The sequence below is a fragment of the Pirellulaceae bacterium genome (assembly GCA_029243025.1).
In the GTDB taxonomy this organism is placed as follows: domain Bacteria; phylum Planctomycetota; class Planctomycetia; order Pirellulales; family Pirellulaceae.
On the sequence record JAQWSU010000047.1, the window covers coordinates 103764 to 125122 of the forward strand.

The window sequence follows — 21359 nt, forward strand, 5'->3', positions numbered from 1 at the left end:
AATAAAGAGAGGGCAGTGGATCAACTCAACCACTGCCCTCAGGATCAGTAACTTGCGAGGCGACGAGCAAGTAACCGAAGTGATGTCGAGGCTCGTGATTTATCTTTGATGTACTCCACTCATGCCTCGACTTTGATCAGTTTAAACATCGAATGTGAAGATCTGATGACGCGATGATGAACGTCGCGAGAATTCTTTAGGCTGTCAATCTTACGAGATGATTAACTGCCACGAGTTAGACTCAAGCCACGTAAACCGCTTGTCGGCGCCCAAGTAGCTGTTTCGGATGGAGCATCTCCTCTAGCTGATCCGGGGTAGGCCGTGCCGGTAGGCTGGCGAAACCTGCCTCCATCGAATACCCTCCCGCTTGGAAAGCGACAATCAAATCGCTCGAATCGAACAAGCCATCACAATTCCAATCGCCGGAAGACCAAGACGCCTCGCCGGCCGCAGGATTTTCGTAGTAGCCCGCCTGGAAAATTGCGACCATGTCTTCTGAACCAAAACGTTTATCAAGATTGACATCACCAATCACAGAGCCCAAGATGTCGGTCATCAGGAAATACACATCGAACACATTCACTTGTAAATCTTGATTTAGATCAAACCACTCGTCGTCGTCGCCATAGTTTACTGCGTCGCAAAGCAGCTCCACATCGTCGACAAGAATGAGCCCATCTTCGTTAAAGTCACCGAGTAAAAAGCCGGTCCCAATCACTTCGATGCGAACGAGTACCGGATCGGAATCGATGCCAAAGTCGGTGGCAAAATACGAAAACTCGTCGAAACCAGCGAATCCGGTCTCCGGCAGGTAGGTGAAACTGCCATCCATATTAAAATCCAACAAACCATGGTTCGGATCACTCACCACAAACGCAGCTTTCGCGTCGCCCTCCGGATCGAAATCATTTGCTAACACGCCCGCCGATTCATCCACGACCAAGGGAACTCCGACGTGCGTTTCGTACGCATCCTCCAGAGACAGCACGGGACCGTTTTGCCCGATCGCCAACCAATACCAAGACCACCAATCACCGAGCAAGGCAGACACGAGCTCCGATAGGTCTAAATCGGGTACGTCGGGGAGCGTATCCAGGAATTCGTCCCAAAGGAACGGGTCATCCGAAATAACGCCTCCGGGATAGCAAAATAAATCTTCTTCGTCGGGGCACTCGAAAATCGGGTCTTCCGTCGGATCGTGGGGATCGATCCCGAAGGGATCTGAAAAAGAGGCCCCCCGGAGGACGAATTCGGCCAGCTGACGGGGACGTCCACCCACCCGATCGGTCGATACTTGCACGGCATAACTGCCAGGCATCAAGAGAATCCCGTGGGAGGTTCGCGTGGCATTCAGCGGTCCGGAGACTCTGGAGAGCAACTCGCGATCTTCATTCCAAAAATGCACGAGCACGACCTGACCGTCGTTTTGCTGTAAATTACCTACCGTATCGACAGCAAAATGGAATAGTTGTGGGCGTGCAACGTAGAGCGCTTGGACCACAACCGGATGATCTCGACTGATGACTCCCTCCATGAAACTGTCCATGCGCACCCACTCGTCCACCAAATTCACCAACAAGCGGTAATTCCCGACCCGAAAAGCTCCCTGCGTATCGTTGGGCTGCACGCGCACAAAATACTGTGAATTCGGTTTCAAGCGTGCCTGAAGTACGAGTTCCCCATTTCCATTGACCAAGATTTCAGACTGAACCCGTCTTCCTCTGGAGTCCAACACAATGGCCTCCGGTATGAGACCAGCAAGATTCAACGAGCGCACTGTCAAATTCAGCACAGGGGATTTCTGAATTTCATTGGTCGCGAAGTGGAAGTAGTCGACATCATGTTTATTCGAAATACTAGCAATCTGTTCAAAACGTCTGGATGCAGTAAAACCGTCACTGACCTGCAAATCGCTGGCGTTTTCCAGCTGATCATCTTGACTCAGATCACTGTTTAGCAGAGCTTTTGGATCGGAAATCAGTGTTTGCAATTGCTCCGCTTTCAGGTTACGAAGACGTCCTGTGACGACATCATCGACAGCTCGCGCGTCCACTTGCGGAAGACTGTCAAACGAAACAACGAGCGAGTACGCCCCAACTGCGAATTGATCGCTTCGTGCCGAGCTCACTTCAATAAAATAACCTGCATCCGCATCAATCTCATCGAAACGTACCAGCAGCGTAGCCCCCTCGGCTCCTGCAGACGAGCTGCTGCCAACTTCCACTCCATCTCGAGTCAGCACTCGCAGCTGGGGAGCCAACATACTAATCCCACTCGACTGCAAACGGACCGTGACGGTGCTGCCAAATCCCTCATCTGGCATGGCAAAATAATCTTTATCACTCCGAGTCATCAGATCGCCGTAAACTACGATGGGGGGCAGTTGTGCCTCCAGATCAGGATCCGGGATCAACAGGTCAGTCGCCGTGCGAAATGTATCGTTCGGTTCGTGCAGATCGGGAACTCGTTTACCATGCAGGCTCTGTACGTGTTCAATATCCTCTCTTGTCAATCTTTGAGACTGAGGCAGATTGTGACTATGCATCGCGGAATCATGGTTTTCACTATGATCTAGCCCAAAAACGTGTCCCGCTTCGTGAAGCGCAACGGCATACAGTTGATCGAGTGAGTTGATTTCAGCTTCGGTGTTAAAGAACACATCGCCAGCCCAGGTACCGGCAATCACGGAGTTTTGAGAGACGCCCAGCGCCATCGCATCGCCCATTAACGGCCGAGCTCCCATGCGAATATCACCAAATCGAGAATCCTGAGTCCGAGGTCCCGGTGTCCCCATCGGTTGCCCTTGATCCGTCACAACTCCAATATTGACGTTCGTGTGCACCGCCCAGGTTTGGAAAGCGCGTAACAGGGTGGCCCTCCAGACACGCGGTGCCGCCAATTCGTCAAATTCCTGAAAAAGCGTACTCGGTTCATCACCAATCTCGGTGCCATCCGGAACAAAACTCAGCGTCAATTGCGACGTATCATTCCAGACAAGGCCTGAGCCTGCGAGCAAACAACGAGTTTCCAGACTTTCTACTTGCAGGCGCCGATGCGTCGTCAATCGACGGTCTTTCCCACCCTTCGGCAAACGAAACCAATTCGTTGACATGATACCCTCAAAGCTGAGTAGCTAATTTGACGCAGGAATAGTTGTACTTCGATTCGATTGGACCCTTTTCTGGATTACCAATGCAGCCCGCACCAGATTGCGAAATCCATCTGTCCGACGAATCGAATCTAAATCAGAATCACTGGCAGCTTTCGTCAACCAGTACGGATCGATCGAGATGGCTTCTGCGAGATAAGCCACAGCGTTTTCTGTTTGCTCCGAATCCTTCGCCACCCCCAAAGCATAGACACAGGCCATTTGAAAAAGGAGTTTTCCATCCCGACGAAGCTGCAAAGCTTGCTGGCCCTCTTGAACCGCCAGGGCTTGGTTTCCCATACGAGCCAACATGACGGCTCGAGCCATCCTATCGGTGGGATCTTCAAAACGCTGAACTAAGTCAAACAAAACATCAGCGGCGGCTTCTGGTTGCTCCAAATGTTCTCCGTAGACAAAAGCCAGATTACGACCGACTTGAGCGGAAAAAGGCATCAGTTCTTGAGCGCGTTGGATATCGGCCAACGCTTGTTGAGGATCTTCTTCGACACGAGCCAGTCCCAGGGCCATCCATCCCTTCGCGTCGACCGGCGCGCTCGCGAACGCCTTTTGGCGATCGGCCTCAGCCAGGTCGTTTTCGCCCAATTGATCGTAGACGCGAGCTCGAACCAACAAGGTTCGCGGACGGTGTCCTTGAAGACGAACGACTTCTGTCAAATCCTGAATCGCCGCCTTGAAATTCCGGAGTCTCTTCTGACAGAGTGCTCGATTGAATAAAGCGGGTGCAAAGTCTTCCTGTAACTCCAATACCCGGTCGAAATCATGCTTGGCATCCATGAATTCACCCGATTGAAATCGACAGAGCCCACGATTGAACCATGTCAAATACATGTCCGGCCACAGGGTAGCGCAGGTGGTGAAACAACCATCGGCTGCTGAAAGCCGCTCGAGTGAAACGTAGCAATTCCCCAGCAGGAACCAGGAAGAGAAATCAAACGGATCGGCGGCTCTGAGCTGCTCAAAGTGATTCACTGCAGCAACATAATCACCTTGTGACATCAGCTGTTGAGCTAACATCATTCGTTGTCCAGAAGATACCCAACCCTTGCTCAAGTCCTGTCGTGTAGGAGTTAGCTCTTCATCCTGCCCCAGCTTTTCGAGCGTCAACTGCTGCTCGGATAACGCTGCTGGTAATCGATCGTCTACAAAGAGACGTTGAGCCAACTGGTTGTGCAACTGCGCGCGTTGGAGCTGATCTGTCGACAGCGTGCTATCCGCCACCTGCCTCACACTGGCCGCAGCCAATAGAAAATACAATTCGGCCAAATCATCACGCAACTCCTGTCGCTCCATCCGATCGAAATGGCGAACAAGTGGATTCGCACTCCAGGCCAGCGCCGGTTCTAAATCAACTTGTTGAATAAGCTCCTGAGCGCGCTCCGTCGCGTCAAGTGCGAGATGGGCATCCAAATCGTGTGCGCCGAACAGGACTCGCAGCCGAGGCAGCTCCCGATCGATTGTCTGCCCGACCGTCATGAGATGGGCTCGCTGGAACTGTTGATCTCGTATCCAGGCCATCGAAGCCGCCACCCCTAACAAAATGGCGGCGACGACCGAAATGGTCGATGCCGACAGGATGCGTGGATGTCGACGACACCATTTTTGAGCTCGCTCAGTGACCGACCAATCGGCTACAAATCGAAGCGGGCGATTCTCGAGATGACACTCGAGATCCTGCTTAAGCTCATTAACAGTTTGGTATCGCCGCTCGCGATCCGGCTGAAGACAGCGGCAAACCACGGCCGCTACACTACGGGGCACCAACGGATTCTGGTCTCGAATGTGAGGCACATCGATGGGGCAACCTGCGGGAGTGGCAAACGCTCCGACTTCCGACGATTCTTCCGGATTAGGCAGCTGCCGACAGAGCAGCTGGTAAAGCAAAACGCCCAAGCTGAAGATATCGCTGCGTTGATCAATTGGATGCCCAGTGGTCATCGATCGCTTCTGCTCGGGTGACATGTAAGGCCAGGTCCCACCCACCATCAAGCAGGCACGTCCTCCCACCACGATTTCGTCTGAAACATTGAAATCCAAGAGCATGGGACGACCGTCATCGGTCAGCAACACGTTCGCGGGCTTAATGTCGCGATGGAGAATGCCACGTTGGTGGGCATGCTCCAGACCGGCAACTATCTGCCACATGATTTGGATCACAGCATCGACATAGCTCTGTTTTTCGAGCGATTCCAATTGACTTTTGACTGCCCAATCATCCGTATCACGGCCGTCAGATCGAGCACGAATCACCTCACCAATAAGTTGTCCACTGGTCGGCAGCCGATTGAGCTTTTTCAGCGATCGCACAACGTCTGCCAAAGTTGTGCGGCCAAAATATGGCATGCAAACTGCCTGCAATTGGTCGGACTCATGCGTCGAATAGATCGGTACGATATGGGTGTGTTGCAATCGAGCCAGATGTTGAGGTTCAACCGATCGCCCCGTTGAAATCTTTAAAACAACCAGCCGATTGGCAAGTTGAGCTTGCTTCGCTCGAAAGACCGTTCCGAAAGTCCCCTGCCCCAGCGTCTCCAAAAGCTGGAAATCTTGGAAACAATCACCCGGTTGAGGAAACCGTTGGATCGCGTTAACTAATCGATCCGACTCAGGGCCCAAATCATCAATTGTTTCCTGTAACTGGTGAGGCAACCGATCGGTGGTGGACGATTCAGTAAGGGGCCAGTGGTCGATTGAAATCGCGAAGCGTTCCACGTATTCCTCGGGTTTTACGTCGGATCCCGATTGCAAACGACAACGATATTCCTCAAATGCCAATTCGCTGAGTAGTTCTCGATCTTTCAGGACATTGGCAAAATTGTTTTGATACTCAGCTAAGCGTTTCGGTGTCCCTTGTCGCCAACAACTCTCGAGATCAATCCGCATCAATTCAACAGCGACAATCGCATAATCATCGTCGTCGGAAGGCGGCAAAAATTCATTCAACGCAACCTCTGGATCCTCGACCCGGGCGCGCTCGAACGCATCGATGCGATCTTCCTGTGCGTCTAACAATGACCTATTCATCTTGTGCCTCGACCTGGGCGGCATCATCATCAATCAATTGGGCGAGTTGTTGTCGAACTTTTTGCAGAACACGTTCGACGGAACGTTTCGAGCGACTCGTTTCATCGGCAATCTGCTGGACCTCATTCCCCTCAATTCGTAGCTTGATCATTCTTTGTTGGACATCGGGCAAACTCCCCACGACTTCGTCGATGATCATGGAAAGAATCTGCATCGGACTCTCATCTTGAACGCCCCGATAACTTTCCAACCCGGGCGACCCCACCGTACGAAAAACATCTCGTTTCTTCGCCCGATGGTGAACAGCCAAAGCTCGAACTTTATTTAAGGCCAGGACCAACAACAACTGCCAGAGTTGCTCGCCGGGTGGGACGACATAAAGCCCCTCGGACGCACGGCGAAAAAATGTTCGAAAAACTGACTGAACGACATCTTCGGGATCAAAACGAGTCGATAACTGCCCGGAGGTCTGTGCCCTGGCTAAGGCCTGCAAACGATCCGCATAGCGCATGTATAGCGCCGTCGCAGCATCCGGTTCACCTCCTCGAAACCGACGCAGCAACGAACGATCCGATCTTTCAGATTCATCGTGATCAAAAACGGTCATCCAGCTACCCTCCAAGGAGAGTCGAATTGACAGCTCCCATCCGCCAAGCAGAATCCCAGAAAACCAATCCGACGGTTTCCCACCCTCCCCAGCGCGTCTCTCGGATCCTCCAGGAGCGGATAGAAACAGCTTTCGCTTGGCCGAGATAAAAACCCGGCAGCCCATCCTAAGCTTAATTCAGATCTGCACTTAACTCAACGATCTGGGAGCACGGATTGGCTGATGAATCGCTTTTAACAGGGCCAAAACCCGATCATCTCGCCAACGGGTCGAAATCACTTGCACCCCAACGGGTAAACCGGAACTGCCCGCCTCGCTGCGAGCCATTGACCGATCCACCAAATCGCGACGACTTTCACGAACCGATTGTTCATCTGGCCTGACACAGGTGACGTGTGCCGTGCCGGCAGGAACTCCCAGAAGGTTGTAGACGCCATTATAAATTAGCGCGTAATTTGCATAGAAGTCACCGTGATAGAAGGCAGCGATCGGCGCTGGCGGCGCGATCAAAGCATCAATCCGTTGATCTGCCAATTCCCGTTGAAACCTCCTACGAAATTCTCGAACTTGCGTTAGCAGGCGTGAATACTCTTTCGCGTTTAAAATTGATCGCCGCAGATTCGACAACGTCGCTCCCAATCGTTGTTGCCCAATCCGGGTTGCCACTGCCGCTGCGAGCGGACGAAAAAGTGCTGGGATTCGAGCCAAACGGAGGTAGTTACGAGTTCGCCAATCGACGGTCGACCCACGCAATTGCTCATGAATGTCACTGAGCCCTTCCGCATAGAATATCCGGGTGTAAAGAGCCCAGATTTCCTCAAGACAAGCGGGCCTGTAGGCGACCGTTTCCACCCCTTGCCCCACCAGTTTGGCCCTGGCTTCATGCACAGCGCGTTTTACGGCAGGAGCAACTGGAAGCGATTCAAGTTCGTCATACACACCAACTCGCAGCTTCGACAGATCGATTCGTTTCGGATTGGACAACGGCAAGGCAACCTCGTCAAAGTTGCGAGCGTTTGTCGCGGTAAGAACTTCCATCGCCAGGATCAAATCATCGACCGAGTGAGACAGCGGGCCTGGCTGCACCCAATCGGAGGGCCAATTCGCGGAAAGTCGATGTCCCTGCATCGAGAGTTGGCCTCCGGTCGGCTTAAAGCCGCAAATCCCACAGACATGCGCGGGAAAACGAATGCTGCCTGCCCCATCACTGCCCAAGCCCAATGGAGATCCTCCCGCAGCGATGATCGCAGCCTCTCCTCCGCTTGATCCGCCTGGGCCACGCGTCACATCCCACGGATTGTTCGTGCAACCATAGACTGGATTATCCGATTCAGCCGTCATGCCAAGTTGTGGCACATTAGTTTTTGCCATCACAATCGCACCCGCCTGGCGCAGGCGAGAAACAACCACGGCATCTTTGGTTGCACGATGATGTCTCAACGTTGTCAACCCGGCTGTGGTAGGCAAACCGACAACATCGAACATTTCCTTAATCGTCACTGGCACACCATGCAGAACCCCCGTCGACTGTCCGGCTGCAATTGCCGCATCAGCGGAAATTGCTTCTTGCCTTGCTTCCTCGAAGCGATCGACGACGACCGCATTTAAATCAGAATTGACTTTTTCAATTCGGCAAATGAAAGCCTCCAAGACATCGATCGCACGCAATTCCTGCCTGCCAATTCGGCCAGCAATTTCGCTGGCACTAAGATCTGTTACCAAGGGATCCGACGGCATTTGTGAGACCATTTCCGCTAAAGCGGCTACGATTTGGGTGAAGCAACAAGCGACTCGATAAATGAATCCACTTCGCTCCAGAATTCTGGAGGGTGAGGGGCATTGTGTCCACCACCTTTCTCAGCGACAAATCGCCTTTGATCAGAAGTCGATGCATCAAATAATGCGCGACCAAATTCGAATGGAACGATCTCGTCAGCCGTTCCATGAAACTGCAACAGCGGGCCTTGGTAATCGCTTATCTTACCAATCGACGCCAAGCGAGTTCGCATCAACCAACGCACGGGCAACCAGGGAAACTGGCGCGCGGCTACATCAGGAAGACTGGAAAATGTGCGGTCGAGAACCAAACCGTGCGCGCCCTGTTGGACGGCAAGATCGACCGCCACGGCTCCCCCCAACGAACGACCGACCACAATCGTCTGATCCGGATCAAGCCTCACGCGATCCGCAAGCCACGCTTGTGCAGCACGTCCATCAGCCAAAACACCGGTTTCATTGGGCTTACCGTGGCTGCGACCGTAGCCTCGATAGTCAAAAGCAAATACCGTTACTTGTAAGCGATCCCGAAACGCAGCCAACTCGTCGGCCAAATAAGCCACATGTTCCCCATTACCATGACAGAACAAAACAAACCCTCGTGGCTCAGGATGTTCGACCAACCATCCATGTAATTGCGTTCCATCCTCGGAAAAAAATGTCACGTCCTCATGATCCAACCAAGACGCATCCCAATCGCCATGAGGAAACCGAGGTGCGGGAAAGACCATCGAATTTTCGAAGTACATCAGACCAAGGAGAAACAGCAAATTGGCAACGAAAAACAAGATAAATAAATTAAGAAGCAACCAACTGATTTTTCGAGAACTCCACATGGATTGAGCCTAATAGGCGGCCAGGAATATTAAGAGCGCTAACGACCAACCATCATCCTACCAACTGACTGATGCTGGACAAATCCAATTCGGACAGATCCTCGCATCGATCAGAGCCCGATTGGCCCCCGTTGCTCTCGTCTTCGCCAAATCAGATGTTAAACTAAATGACTTACCGCATCCGACATCGCCAACTCAACGGCCCAATCGTCCCTTGCCAACACCCCGAACAGATAGCCTAACTCACCAGATTCGATGGCTGTGGCTCCTCTATGTAGGATTCATCATCTACGGAACATTGATGCCGTTCTATCGCATGGACGGTATCACGCTCAGTGAGATCGTTGCTGCCAACCTGGCGAGAACAAGTTGGCTTCCTTTCTTTAATCGTGACGGATCGCGTCCCCCGATTCCGGATATGATCCAGAATGTATTTTTTTTCTTCCTTTTGGATTCCTCGGCTATTTTTCGTTCCGTCGTCATTCTTGGATCTGCTACACGGCGATCGTGACCGCTGGCATGACGTTGAGTTTCACAGTAGAAGCTCTACAACTCACGACCATCTATCGCATCACATCCCCAACTGACGTGGCTACGAACACGATCGGAACGATCCTAGGTCTGTTGATCGCCAATTCGGTAAACTTCTCAATCCAACAAACCCCTGCTTCGTTGAAATTGAGCCTGCGTGAGAATCGGATGGCGTTTCTGTTTCTCGTCGCCCTGGTAATCACCGTGATTGGAGCTCTGGCTCCGTTCAATTTCAGCCTGGACGCTGGCATCGTGGGATGGAAGCTTAATCACTTTTTGCGTCAACCCTTTCAGTTAAGCACAAACATCCGCGACGAATTAGTCGTCGGCTTTCGCTTCTTCCTCTTGGGTTGCTCGGCCTCCCTCTTTTTCCGCTCTTTTGACAAGCGCTCCTATCCTTGGGCGGGAATTACCTTCGCGATCGGTTGGGCGATCGCACTTGAGTGTAGCCAATTCATCGTCACATCACGCATACCAACGTTTTAGGACGCGGTCGTCGCCGTGGTCAGCTCTCTGCTGGGAGTACTTTTTTCGTTTATTGATTTTGAAAAAATCCCTCGCTTGATCTGGACAACAGTCGTGATACTCGTGACCGCCATTTCCTCAGCGGTACACAATCTGGCACCTCTGTCAGTGGACCAACCACTATCGTTCGTTGAACTGGCTGCCTTTCTTTCTGCACTTCGATCGAACGTCACTTGCTTCAATTTCAAACTTCAATCAATCGGCACTTGTCTTTTTTCCGTTAGGATTTCTGCTGCCATCAATCTACCCTACTCGCAGTGTGCTGATCCTCGTCTCCGCAATTGTCTCTGCAGCAATCGCATTGCCTCTCGAAATCAGCCAAGGCTGGGTCATTGGTCGCTACCCGAGCATCACCGATGCCATCGGGGCGATCGCAGGAGCTCTGCTGGGCAGCTGGATTTCCTGGCATTATGAAGACCGACGTCGATCGACGACCGAACCATCGCTGAAACCTCGACTCACGGAAGACTCACAGTCCCCGTCGCTTCGCCAATCGAGTTCAGGGGACCTTGCCTAACAAGCGGCGGCACGGATTGATTCGCTCGGCATGCGGCGGACGAGACTTGGATAATCGGTGAAGCTCGTGGCTTTCTCAGCGAAAGCTCCCCCCCCAACTTCGAAACGCTGCATTCAAAATAATCGCACAACGTTTTGTCGGCGATAATGCCAGCGGCTTCGGGACAGATGCTGATTGAAAGCTGGAAACCGCGCAGGCAGCGAATGACTTTGCTCTAGCCCAGTCTTCGACGACACTCGTCAAGCATCTGCTTGGTTCGTGTCGCCCCCACACGTGTGACGCCAAGTTCACGAACGGCGAGCAACGCATCAAAATCACGAATACCGCCAGCGGCTTTGACTTGAACATGGGTGGCGGAATGCTCGCGCATCAGCTTGAGATCCTCGTGTGTTGCGCCCCCCGATGCGTAGCCGGTAGACGTTTTGACCCAATCCGCATCTAACTCAGAACAAATCTGACAAAGTCGTATCTTGTGTTCATCCTGCAGAGACGCATTTTCAAAAATCACTTTAACTTTCTGCCCTGCTGCGTGCGCCAGATCGATCACTGCCTGAATGTCCTTTGCCACATAATCCCAGTCACCACTCAAAGCTTTCGACACATTAATAACCATATCCAATTCCTGACATCCATCCGCGATCGCTTGCTCAGCTTCCTTCTGTTTGACCGCGGTTGTATGACCACCATGTGGAAAACCGATCGTGGTGGAACCTTTGACACGACTCCCCACAAGCAAATCGGCACAGCGATGCATCGCATAGGGCATGATGCACACACTTGCCACATCGTACTCTAAAGCCAATCGAATCCCGTCCTCCAGCTGAGTTTCCGTCAAAGTGGGGTTGAGCAGTGAATGATCGATCATCTTCGACATATCGGGATAGCTGAATTCCATATCAATCTCTTATTCTTGTCCAGGCCAAAGCCAACCGGTATCGTCCAATTCGATCATGCCAATCGTTGCTGATAAAATCACAGCGGATCAGCATCGCGCCGCTTCGGTTTGAAATCGCGTCAAAAGATCTCGCGCGGAATGGTTCGAAACTAACATCACCGCCTGGGATCCACGAGAGCGGAAAGGTTCTTAGCCGCATCGCCGCCACGATAAGCCGGCGGTTCTCACCTTGTCAACCGCAGGAAATTCTTCCTAGCTGTCACGACAAAAATCCGCCAGGCGAATCGTCGCCCAGTTGAGGGATCTGACCAAGTCAACAAAGATCCGTTGAGATGGCTTATACTGACAGGCACCCCTTTTTCAATTCGCTCTAATTCATTCAAGGGTCATCAAACGTTATGCCCACAAACCGCCGCAGGTTTCTCCTTAAAAACGCGTTGGCTATCAGCACCTACGGCTTTCTGAGTTCGTCATCAGCGCAATCCATTCAAGCTAAGCCAACAACAAAGCTCAATGAAAAGCAACTGGCAGCGATCGCCGCTAAGCCCATCCTACAGCCCGACCAATTCGACCGGCCGATTATCATCGAATCGCTGGAGTTACTTCGCAATGGGTCGACTTTTCTGACACGGGTTCGAGCCAAAGACGGCAGCGAGGGAATCGCAGTGGCGAACAGTTCTCGATTGCGTGAATTGTACCCTGTCTTCCTGCGTCGCGTCGCGCCGTTTTTTATCGACCGAGACGCGCGTCGATTAGAAACTCTTCAGACGGAATTCTATCGCCATGGCAGCAATTACAAACTACAAGGCATTGGCCTGTGGGCCCCCTACGCCGCAGCGGAAATGGCGATTCTCGACCTACTGGGAAAATCCACTCAGCAATCGATTGGCGAGCTGCTCGGAGGGGTCAAACGAACAAAAATCGATGTCTACCGCGCTAGCGGTAAACGAGGCAACTCTCCTGAAGAAGAAGTTGCCTATTTAAAACAACTCGTTCGAGAGACCGGCGCGAAGGCGATTAAATTCCGGCTTGGCGGACGAATGTCAAACAACGCGGACTCACTCGCCGGCAGAAGTGAAACACTAATTCCCCTCGTTCGAGAAACATTCGGGCCTGACTTCACGCTTTATGCCGACTCAAACAGTTCTTACGACGTGGAACACGCAATCCGAATCGGGCGGATCATGGAAAATTACAACTATGCTTTTTTCGAAGAACCGTGTCCGTTCGATCACATTTGGGAAACGAAACAGGTGGCGGATCAGCTGAAAATCCCGATCGCCGGCGGCGAACAGGAATTCAGCTTGCGACGATTTCGCTGGGCGATTGCCAACCAAGCAATCGATGTCGCACAACCAGACCTGCATTATTTTGGCGGCTATTTACGTGTCATCCGCGTCGCCCGCATGGCAAACGCCGTCGGCATGCCGTGCACGGTGCACATGTCTGGCAATGGCTTGGGCTACATCGACGTCTGCCACCTCGCCTCCTGCATCGAGAACCCCGGTCCGCACCAGGAGTTCAAGGGCGAAAGTAAAATCCCGGTTCATTGCGAAACCTCTTCCCTTCAATGCGAGCAAGGTCAAGTCCAAGTCCCATCGGGCCCAGGCTATGGCATCAGCATCGATAAAAACTTCGTCAACGCCGCCAAACGGGTGAGAGTCTAGCCCGCGATTTGTTCTTCTTCCGCATCCAATACAGCAACGCTCTCTTTTTCCGACAACGTGCTCAAACTTCGATGGATCCAAAATGCGTTTTGCAATCATCGCCTCGCTTGCGTTTTCGTTCTGGTCGACTACCACCACGACAGTGCCGGCAATCACTCAACCTAATGTTCTCTTGATCTTGGTGGACGACCTCAAGCCAGCCTTAGGGTGTTATGGGGATGTACACGCAAAGAGTCCCAACATCGATCGACTCGCCAAACGCGGGATGCGATTTGATTTGGCTTACTGCAATCAGGCCGTTTGTGCACCGTCACGATTCACGCTAATGCTGGGATCTCATTCGACCTCGACAGGACTCTACGGCTTGGGAAATCAGCTGCGCAAAACATTGCCCCATGCGGTAACGCTGCCACAACATTTCGCACGACATGGCTATCACACGGAATCACTCGGCAAAGTCTTTCACATCGGACACGGTAATCAAGGAGATCCCGATTCGTTCAGCGTGCCGCATTTCCACGAAAAAGTCATTGAATACCTCGACCCAAAAAGTACAAACGGCGGAATGTTGACACGTGAGGAAGCCTACTTTACGAACCAACGATTGGGCCAAATTGGCAAGCTGCCGCGCGGAGCAGCTTTTGAATCCCCCGACGTCCAAGACCAATCCTATGCTGACGGCCGAGTTGCGGCGGAGTCAGTCCGCCGACTGCGAGCGGCGAAAGAGAGGCGAGCGCAGCATGGCACTCCCTTCTTCATCGTCACTGGCTTTGCCCGACCTCATTTACCGTTTAGCGTGCCAAAAAAATATTGGGATCAGTTCGATGCCGCCACACTGCCATTACCAGAATTTGAAGAACTGCCTCAGGGAGCCCCTCCGGTGGCAGGGAAACGTGGCGGGGAAATCAACAATTACAAGCCTGTCCCCCCCCATGGCCCGATCGACGAAAAACTAAAAAGCCAATTGATTCACGGATACTACGCCAGTACGAGTTACGTTGATGCACAAATCGGAAAGCTAATTGACGAACTCAATCGACTCGAACTTTCGCAGACAACGATCGTGGTGCTGTGGGGCGACCACGGATTCCATCTTGGCGATCTCGGCATCTGGACAAAACACACCAACTACGAACAAGCGAATCGCATTCCAATCTTAATTGCGGCGCCGGGCATCACCCGCCCCGGTTCATCAACACGACAACTCATCGAGAGTGTCGATTTGTTTCCCACATTGGCAAATCTTGCCGGCCTGCCTGCTCCTCAAGGCCCACAACCCATCGACGGCGTCAACTTGGCCCCCATCTTAAAAGATGGCACCAAGCGATTAAGAGACCACGCTTATCATGTTTATCCCCGGCGACGAAAACTGGGGCGAGCGATTCGAACCGAACAGTATCGATTGGTTCAATGGAAAAATTTCTCAGACACATCAGACCCTGTCGAGTACGAACTCTATGACTATCACGCGGATCCATTGGAAAAACGAAACCTCGCTCGCATCCAGCCGGAGATCGTCCGAGAATTAAATGCCAAACTGACGAAGTATCCCAGCCCTATCACACGTCATCGCAATTGACAATCGCTCGGAAATCCAGCGTCTCGGGCGGTTCGCACGCATCACTTTGAATTCAGATCCTGTCGCATCAAAGCAAGCCAACCTTGAACTTGCTTGTCTTCGGGCCGTTTCTTGGCAACTTGCTCCAACTGATTAATTGCCTCTTCCAACTTCCCCGCTTTCATCAGCAAACCGCCAAGCCCTTTTCGAACCATTAAATCGTTGGGCTCAAACGCAAGCGCCTCTCGCATCGCTTCAATGGCTTCGAGCGGTCGCTGTTGCCTATCAAGACAGCGAGCCAAATTGTAATAGGCCATCGAAAAATCGGGCTTAATCGAAATCGCCTTGCGAAACGATTGCTCAGCCTTGCCCAATCGTTCCGACGACTTTTCGAGTGAAGCCCAGTAACGCTCCAAAATACCCCGCCGAAAATGCGCCTCCACCGAGTTCGCATCCAATTCGACCGCCACGTCCAGGTGCCGTTGCGCATCCTGATAATGCGAGAGCGCCAGCGCCGAATCTTTACTCTGCTGAGCACGCCGCCCAAGCCGAATGTGAGTGCGACCCAAATAGACACGCGCAAACAGCGAATCGGGATACTCCGATACGGCACGTTCAAGAACTGCCAGAGAGTCGGCATAACGTTCTTCGCTATGAGCCACATCTGACTTCGAAAGCAACGCCTTCAAACCCGTTTTCAATTGCGCCATCCCGCGTGTATACGGATCCGACCAATTCGTATCAGTTTGCTGATCGGCCAGTTGCTGCTGCTTCTGCCCAGCCTCGACATCGCCGGTCCGCATCAATGCCGTGGCCAGCAAGTTTCCAATCGTCTTCTGCTGACAAAGGCTCGCCCGTAACTGCTGCCCGGCTCGCTCCAGTGTGCCCCGAGCCTCAGCTTGTCGACCATCACGTTCAAATCGCTTTGCCCGTTCCACTTCGGCTTCATAAGTCGCTTTAATCTCCCGGTGAGTTTCGAGTATCTGGTTCTTACAACCCTCGTAATCCCCGCGAATAGAAAGCAAACGTGCTTGCGTGAAGCGAGCACGCACATTTTGTGGATTCTGCGTTAACGAACGTTTCAAATGCTGTTCGGCTTCATCAAGCTGACTCTGCTCCAGCAACCCCTCCACCAGCACGAGACGCGCCGTATCCGTTGGATCACCTGGAAGTTCAGCACACTGCTTCAACAACTCTAGGCTTTCCTCCGGAGAGACGGTGACAACCCAACGAGCATGCAGGTAAGCCCATTTTTGATTTTGAGGTGCAAGCCGAGCTGCTTCAGCGAAACAGGCAATCGCCTGTGATTCAAAAGAGTGTGCGGCAAACACCATCCCAAGATGACCCCAGAGATCAGCGGACTCAGGCTGCTCCAATACGTCCTGGCGAGCTTGCTTCACGAGTCGTTCAATCGCCGGATCAATCTCCTGATCCGGTGCCACATTCAGTTGGGGAACGGTTGCAACCAAGCGATTTTCTGTCGAAATCGGTTTCCGACAGCCAACCGTAATCGCAAGCATTGACAACAACCCAACAGTGAACAGCAGACTAGCTGAGCTGCTCAAACCAGGTAAGCTACTCCAGCCAAATCGCATCTCATCGGAATCGCGGATCGACAACTCGGCCCGCGGAGAAGAATTTCGTTTTTTCAATCTGTTAATCATCACAAACAGTTTTCATCCAAGATGAAAAAAAGGGCGAAAAGTACCACCATGCCCCACGAGCATCAACAACAACTTTTCCCGCTCCACCCTGACCGTATCATAACTCGCTTTTCCTTCAGCACGACTGCGAGCAGAGTCGATCAGGCCTGGCAAGCGCCCCGGCACGGCGACGCTTCCCCCGGACATAAAAAAAAAGCATCTTCAACCGTCAAAAGGGCGGTCGCAACAGGGCGCTCCGACCGACAGTAAAAATCAAAATCCGTGCCCTCTTCGACTCGACATGTTAACAAATTTTAACACACGTAATTTCAGGAAGAATTTGACACTGGGACTTGTTCTGCTTAGGTTAGGAAACCTGTACTCATATTTAGGGCGACCTGATTCCGTCCATTAAACTTTCGATTTCCAGTAAGTTCATTCGCACCTACTGAAAAACCGATCGAGGGATCAACAGATACCGTGATGGGCAACACCGAGTCATGTCGACGTAAGACCCGAATCGACTATCAGTTGTGGATACTGGTCTCGGCCGTAAAAAACAGAAAATTGCTGCATTTGACGACGAGGTAGATTCTATGAGGCAGCAACAGTCGAAGAAGGCAAAATTTCAGTTTGAGTGAACAGAGAAGGAAATAGAGAGGCATCGTGTCAGTGATGAAGTCATCGCTTTCCAACTATTAAATTGTTTCGCGCACTGAATTTTTGCATGTCATTTTATTTAAGGAAGGTTGCAATGCTCAAAAGCTCTCATTTGGGGATCGCGTTGATGCTGACGCTCGTCACATCCGCGACGTCGTTCGGCGAAGTCCCCTTCGAAGTGTTTGGTAACGGTGGTAACAACGGCGAATGGCCAGAAGAAGTCGATGGCTGGGACGGAAATGCGATTCGAATTGCACATGACGCAAACGGTGGCGTGTCCAACGGTGTAAGTTTCGACAGCACTTTCACCGGTGATTACGAGACGCTCGAATTCAATTTCGATTTCCGAATTTGGAATGAAGACGGTTCCGGCGATGCAGACGGTATTGGTTTCGCCTACGCTGACGTCGAAGTCTTTGGTGACGAAGCAGACGAAGATGAGCAATTCTGGGGTGGTGGCGAAGAGCCCAACCTGGAAGGCTCGATCGGCGTTGGTTTTGACACCTGGATGAATGCTGCCCTCGATGATATCGATGCCGAACTCGGCTTTGAAAACGGCACACTGCCAAACTCGTTTTCGCTGCATTACTACGGCGAAACGCTTGTATCCCTTCCTGTCACCGAACTTGACGAAGGTGTTGGCGATGACTGGATTCAAAATGGCAACGTCAAACAGGCTCATATCTTGATCGAGCCGGGCGACAACGACGAAGCCGCCGTAACGCTGACAGTCACCGACACCGAGACGGGTGAATCGGTAGTTCCATTTGACAAGGAACCCGTCCCTGATTTCGAACCTTATGACGGTCGAATCGTCTTCAAGGCACGTACGGGTGGTGAAGACTCAAACCATGACATCGACAATATCAGCCTGACTGCCACCACAGACGGTACGGCAACCACAGTCGTCCATTATGGCGAAGCTGGTCCGGAACCGCGAATTGGTGATTATAACGGCAACGACTTGCTCGACACGGGCGACCTTGACCTTCAAGCTGCCGAAGGTATCGCCGGTGGAGATCTGAAGTACGATCTGAACGAGGATGGCGTGGTTAACACAGCCGACCGTCGTTTGTGGACGAATGACCTGAAGAACACCTGGATGGGTGATGCCGATCTGAGCGGCCAGTTTGACAGTTCCGACTTGGTAACAGTGTTTGCTGCAGCTAAGTACGAAACAGCCCAAGCGGCGACTTGGGGACAAGGCGACTGGAATGGCGACGGAAAATTCGACTCCGGCGACTTGGTCGAAGCCTTCAGCAATGCTGGCTACGAAGCAGGTGAACGACCCGGTGGTCCGAATGCCGCAGCAGTCGTACCCGAACCCTCCAGCCTCGTGCTGACGCTGCTCAGCATCTTTGGTTTGGTTGGCTTCGCTCGACGCCGCAATGGCTAAGCTTGGCTAAACTTTTAATCGTTTAATCCAAAAGGCCCCTCGATTTTCTCGAGGGGCTTTTTTTTGCCCGCAGCCAACAATAAAAGGAGTCAAGCGTCCCGCCGCAATCGCATGAATTGCCGTTGCTAAACAGCAATGCCATCGCCTAGTTCACCCCAGCGAGCCTGAGCAAAACAGCCGAATTATCGGCGCCCAACTGCGCCCGCTGATCCTTCCCAAACATTCCGCAGAACGCAATCTCAAGAATTGGCTGCGGAGCCCAAAAAAACAGAATCCATCCACGAAAAAACTAATGCCCCAAGCGGAATACAACTGCCGCTTACCAACCATTCTGTCTTTCACTTTGAAAACATCGAGACAACCTGCCTTTCATCACAGACTAACAAACTAGCGTTAGCCAATCTCCGTTCAGGAAAGGGCCAGTCGGATTCCAGATTCGCAAACGAAAGGCGATCGAATCAACAACTATTCAAACACCGTTCGCTGGCGGTCCCCCGCATTGGCTTCGGAATCGCCAAGCATTGACGTGCAAAACCGAGCTGCTAAGTTTGTGTGACTCTAGGCCTCCCGATTTCCACTGCTGCCTCTCGCAGCTTCAAAAACGCAGCTCAAGTGATCGCCCCACCTCTATTCTGGACGCTCTTTATGACCAAGAACAAAAGTGATTTAAGCCGCCGCCAAGTCCTTAAAGCGGCCGGAGCCATCACCGCATCCGTAACAGCAAATGAGGTGATTGCAGCAAAAGAGGCCAACTCCAAGCCATCAAATCTAACGCCTGCACAACAAGCGATGGAAAAGCTTTGGGAAGAGCATCTCGCAAGCGAGTTCCAAGCCAATAGCGCGGAAGCAGCGGCAAACACCATGGTTGAAATCCCTGCCGTCAACCATGTACCCGTGATGACAGGTGGATTCGGAAGAAAACAGTTAACTCACTTTTATGGCAAATACTTCATATCCCCCAGATGCCGAAAGATACCGAGATCATCCCCATCTCGCGGACGATCGGTAACGATCGAATCGTTGACGAATTCGTTTTCAGTTCACCCATAACGTACAAATGGATTGGTTTCTTCCAGGCATACCGCCAACCAACAAACTAGTCGAGATCACCAAAGTAGTCGTCGTCGAATTCGCCGGCGAACGAATCCACTGGGATCAAGCTTCTGTCCTGGTCCAAATAGGACTCCTTGACCCGAACACACTTCCAGTCGCTGGTGCGGCAACGGCCAGAAAAGCACTCGATCCACAACTTCCGTCAAACGAGCTAATGAAGCGAACGATCAATGACGAGCAATTGTAATAGGTCAAAAAGATATTGAGCCAAATCAGGCGTTGCAACTCAAACGCCGGGAGTCCAGCCCACTCCTGAAGTGCTAGGATAAGCTTGCTCACGAGCCTTACCCTGCTTTATCAGCTGCGATGTTTCGAGGGAGGAGTAACGAAAAACAATACCTTAAAAACGGTCCAGAGATCAACCAATCGCTCGCCCCAAACATGGAAGCAGCCTGCAGACTGACTTCAATTATCGCCGCCACGAAAGGCAACGCGATATTGAAAACCGGCTCATCAGCCGAATTCTATGGCTCTGCGTTGCCGGATAAAATACCGACCATCCGAAATTCGATCACCGCGTCAGGGGCTTTTTCATGTCATCAGAACAGGCCAATTTGCAATGTCGTATCTCGCAATTTTTATGGAAAGTACTCCAAGCGGAGCACAATCGAACGGGTGATAGTATCTCACACATTGTCGAACGAGCCTTGGCGAACGAACTTGACGTCGTGCACCATTCTCTGTTCCAAGTCTCAACTCGCTCAGCACTCGTCGAAGGCGTGTTTGGCGGCTGCACTCGCGTCAAAGACCTACTTCGGCACGGTGACTTTGGCTTGGGAACATTCGATTCCTTAGACGGCGAAATGGTGATGCTCGATGGAAAATGCTTTCAAGTGCACCCCAAGGGCAAAGCCGCAGTCGCCCCAGATGACGCAATGATCCCCTTCGCGACAATTACGAGATTTGTTGCGGACCAAAGCTTCGCACTGAAAGAAGACTTTAATTACCAGCAACTCCAGGCACAGCTCGACGAATTGCGTCCGTCGGACAACATCTTCGTCGCTTCCGTGTGGATGGCATATTCACCAGCCTATCGTTGAGAGCTGCTTGCAAAGCCAAGCCAGGAGAGAAACTGGTCGAAGCAATCGAACACCAAAGTAAATTTCATGCCGACCGGGCCGAAGGCACACTCGTCGGGTTCTGGTCCCCCGCCTATTCGTCCGCGATTAGCGTCCCTGGATATCACTTTCATTTCATTAATACCGCAAGAACGTTTGGCGGCCACGTGTTTGACCTCAGCGCCGAATCCCTCCAAATCAGCCTTCATCAGGAAACGGACATTCACCTGGCCATCCCTGAAACAAAACAATTCCTTGAAACCGACTTGCAATCTGCCCCAGGAGACGGCCTGGATGCTGCAAAAAAAGAACCGCAATAATTTCGGGCAACGGAGATAAAACAAACATCGCCCGCACAACCTCCCGTGACATGCCCTGACGAATTGC

At 52.0% G+C, this 21359-nt stretch carries 13 protein-coding genes and 1 pseudogene; 7 read left to right on the plus strand and 7 right to left on the minus strand.

What is annotated here, in order from left to right:
• Positions 1-241 precede the first annotated feature (241 nt).
• From P8N76_23620 to P8N76_23640, 5 genes are all read right to left on the minus strand, one after another.
• Positions 242-3112, minus strand: a complete 2871-nt coding sequence (locus P8N76_23620; protein MDG2384678.1) for an Ig-like domain-containing protein — start codon at positions 3110-3112, stop codon at positions 242-244.
• A 21-nt stretch (positions 3113-3133) separates the two neighbouring features.
• Positions 3134-6190, minus strand: coding sequence for a protein kinase (locus P8N76_23625; GenBank protein MDG2384679.1), 3057 nt, complete (start codon positions 6188-6190; stop codon positions 3134-3136).
• The gene (locus P8N76_23630; GenBank protein ID MDG2384680.1) at positions 6183-6797 is read right to left on the minus strand and encodes an ECF-type sigma factor; all 615 of its coding nucleotides are present in this window, start codon (positions 6795-6797) and stop codon (positions 6183-6185) included. Before P8N76_23630 ends, P8N76_23625 begins: the two co-directional genes overlap by 8 nt.
• Positions 6798-6986: 189 nt before the next feature.
• Positions 6987-8534 carry an amidase family protein gene (locus P8N76_23635; GenBank protein MDG2384681.1) on the minus strand — a complete coding sequence of 516 codons (1548 nt, stop codon included), beginning with the start codon at positions 8532-8534 and terminating at the stop codon, positions 6987-6989.
• A gap of 26 nt (positions 8535-8560) precedes the next feature.
• Entirely contained in the window at positions 8561-9409 is an 849-nt protein-coding gene (locus tag P8N76_23640) for an alpha/beta hydrolase (protein ID MDG2384682.1), read from the minus strand.
• A 432-nt stretch (positions 9410-9841) separates the two neighbouring features.
• Here P8N76_23640 and P8N76_23645 point away from each other — a divergent pair, with 432 nt between their 5' ends.
• A complete protein-coding gene (locus tag P8N76_23645; protein MDG2384683.1) occupies positions 9842-10426 on the plus strand; it encodes a VanZ family protein in 585 nt (194 codons plus the stop codon).
• A gap of 770 nt (positions 10427-11196) precedes the next feature.
• Here the strand turns inward: P8N76_23645 and deoC are convergent.
• Positions 11197-11877 carry a deoxyribose-phosphate aldolase gene (deoC, locus tag P8N76_23650; GenBank protein ID MDG2384684.1) on the minus strand — a complete coding sequence of 227 codons (681 nt, stop codon included), beginning with the start codon at positions 11875-11877 and terminating at the stop codon, positions 11197-11199.
• Between the two features lie 398 nt (positions 11878-12275).
• Here deoC and P8N76_23655 point away from each other — a divergent pair, with 398 nt between their 5' ends.
• Together P8N76_23655 and P8N76_23660 are read left to right on the plus strand one after the other, a co-directional pair.
• Positions 12276-13544 carry a mandelate racemase/muconate lactonizing enzyme family protein gene (locus tag P8N76_23655; GenBank protein ID MDG2384685.1) on the plus strand — a complete coding sequence of 423 codons (1269 nt, stop codon included), beginning with the start codon at positions 12276-12278 and terminating at the stop codon, positions 13542-13544.
• 82 nt (positions 13545-13626) lie between these two features.
• Positions 13627-15123, plus strand: a complete 1497-nt coding sequence (locus tag P8N76_23660; protein MDG2384686.1) for a sulfatase — start codon at positions 13627-13629, stop codon at positions 15121-15123.
• A 41-nt stretch (positions 15124-15164) separates the two neighbouring features.
• Here the strand turns inward: P8N76_23660 and P8N76_23665 are convergent, their stop codons facing one another.
• Positions 15165-16754, minus strand: a complete 1590-nt coding sequence (locus tag P8N76_23665; GenBank protein ID MDG2384687.1) for a tetratricopeptide repeat protein — start codon at positions 16752-16754, stop codon at positions 15165-15167.
• Positions 16755-17499: 745 nt separating this feature from the next.
• On the opposite strand from P8N76_23665, the gene P8N76_23670 reads away from it, so the two are divergent.
• From P8N76_23670 to budA, 4 genes and pseudogenes are all read left to right on the plus strand, one after another.
• A complete protein-coding gene (locus tag P8N76_23670) occupies positions 17500-18801 on the plus strand; it encodes a PEP-CTERM sorting domain-containing protein (GenBank protein ID MDG2384688.1) in 1302 nt (433 codons plus the stop codon).
• A 645-nt stretch (positions 18802-19446) separates the two neighbouring features.
• Positions 19447-19851: a hypothetical protein gene (locus P8N76_23675; protein ID MDG2384689.1), complete on the plus strand. Its 405-nt coding sequence runs from the start codon at positions 19447-19449 to the stop codon at positions 19849-19851.
• Between the two features lie 7 nt (positions 19852-19858).
• Positions 19859-20101, plus strand: coding sequence for a hypothetical protein (locus P8N76_23680; protein MDG2384690.1), 243 nt, complete (start codon positions 19859-19861; stop codon positions 20099-20101).
• A 346-nt stretch (positions 20102-20447) separates the two neighbouring features.
• Positions 20448-21292 (plus strand): annotated as a pseudogene (budA, locus tag P8N76_23685) (acetolactate decarboxylase).
• The last annotated feature ends 67 nt before the right edge of the window (positions 21293-21359 follow it).

What these genes read in the sequence shown, in the direction of transcription:
- P8N76_23675 (MDG2384689.1), top strand. Translation starts at nt 19,447, where the DNA reads ATGACCAAGAACAAAAGTGATTTAAGCCGCCGCCAAGTCCTTAAAGCG.
- P8N76_23670 (MDG2384688.1), top strand. Translation starts at nt 17,500, where the DNA reads ATGCTCAAAAGCTCTCATTTGGGGATCGCGTTGATGCTGACGCTCGTC.
- deoC (MDG2384684.1), bottom strand. Translation starts at nt 11,877, where the DNA reads ATGGAATTCAGCTATCCCGATATGTCGAAGATGATCGATCATTCACTG.
- P8N76_23630 (MDG2384680.1), bottom strand. Translation starts at nt 6,797, where the DNA reads ATGACCGTTTTTGATCACGATGAATCTGAAAGATCGGATCGTTCGTTG.
- P8N76_23620 (MDG2384678.1), bottom strand. Translation starts at nt 3,112, where the DNA reads ATGTCAACGAATTGGTTTCGTTTGCCGAAGGGTGGGAAAGACCGTCGA.
- P8N76_23660 (MDG2384686.1), top strand. Translation starts at nt 13,627, where the DNA reads ATGCGTTTTGCAATCATCGCCTCGCTTGCGTTTTCGTTCTGGTCGACT.
- P8N76_23625 (MDG2384679.1), bottom strand. Translation starts at nt 6,190, where the DNA reads ATGAATAGGTCATTGTTAGACGCACAGGAAGATCGCATCGATGCGTTC.
- P8N76_23635 (MDG2384681.1), bottom strand. Translation starts at nt 8,534, where the DNA reads ATGCCGTCGGATCCCTTGGTAACAGATCTTAGTGCCAGCGAAATTGCT.
- P8N76_23640 (MDG2384682.1), bottom strand. Translation starts at nt 9,409, where the DNA reads ATGTGGAGTTCTCGAAAAATCAGTTGGTTGCTTCTTAATTTATTTATC.
- P8N76_23655 (MDG2384685.1), top strand. Translation starts at nt 12,276, where the DNA reads ATGCCCACAAACCGCCGCAGGTTTCTCCTTAAAAACGCGTTGGCTATC.
- P8N76_23680 (MDG2384690.1), top strand. Translation starts at nt 19,859, where the DNA reads ATGGATTGGTTTCTTCCAGGCATACCGCCAACCAACAAACTAGTCGAG.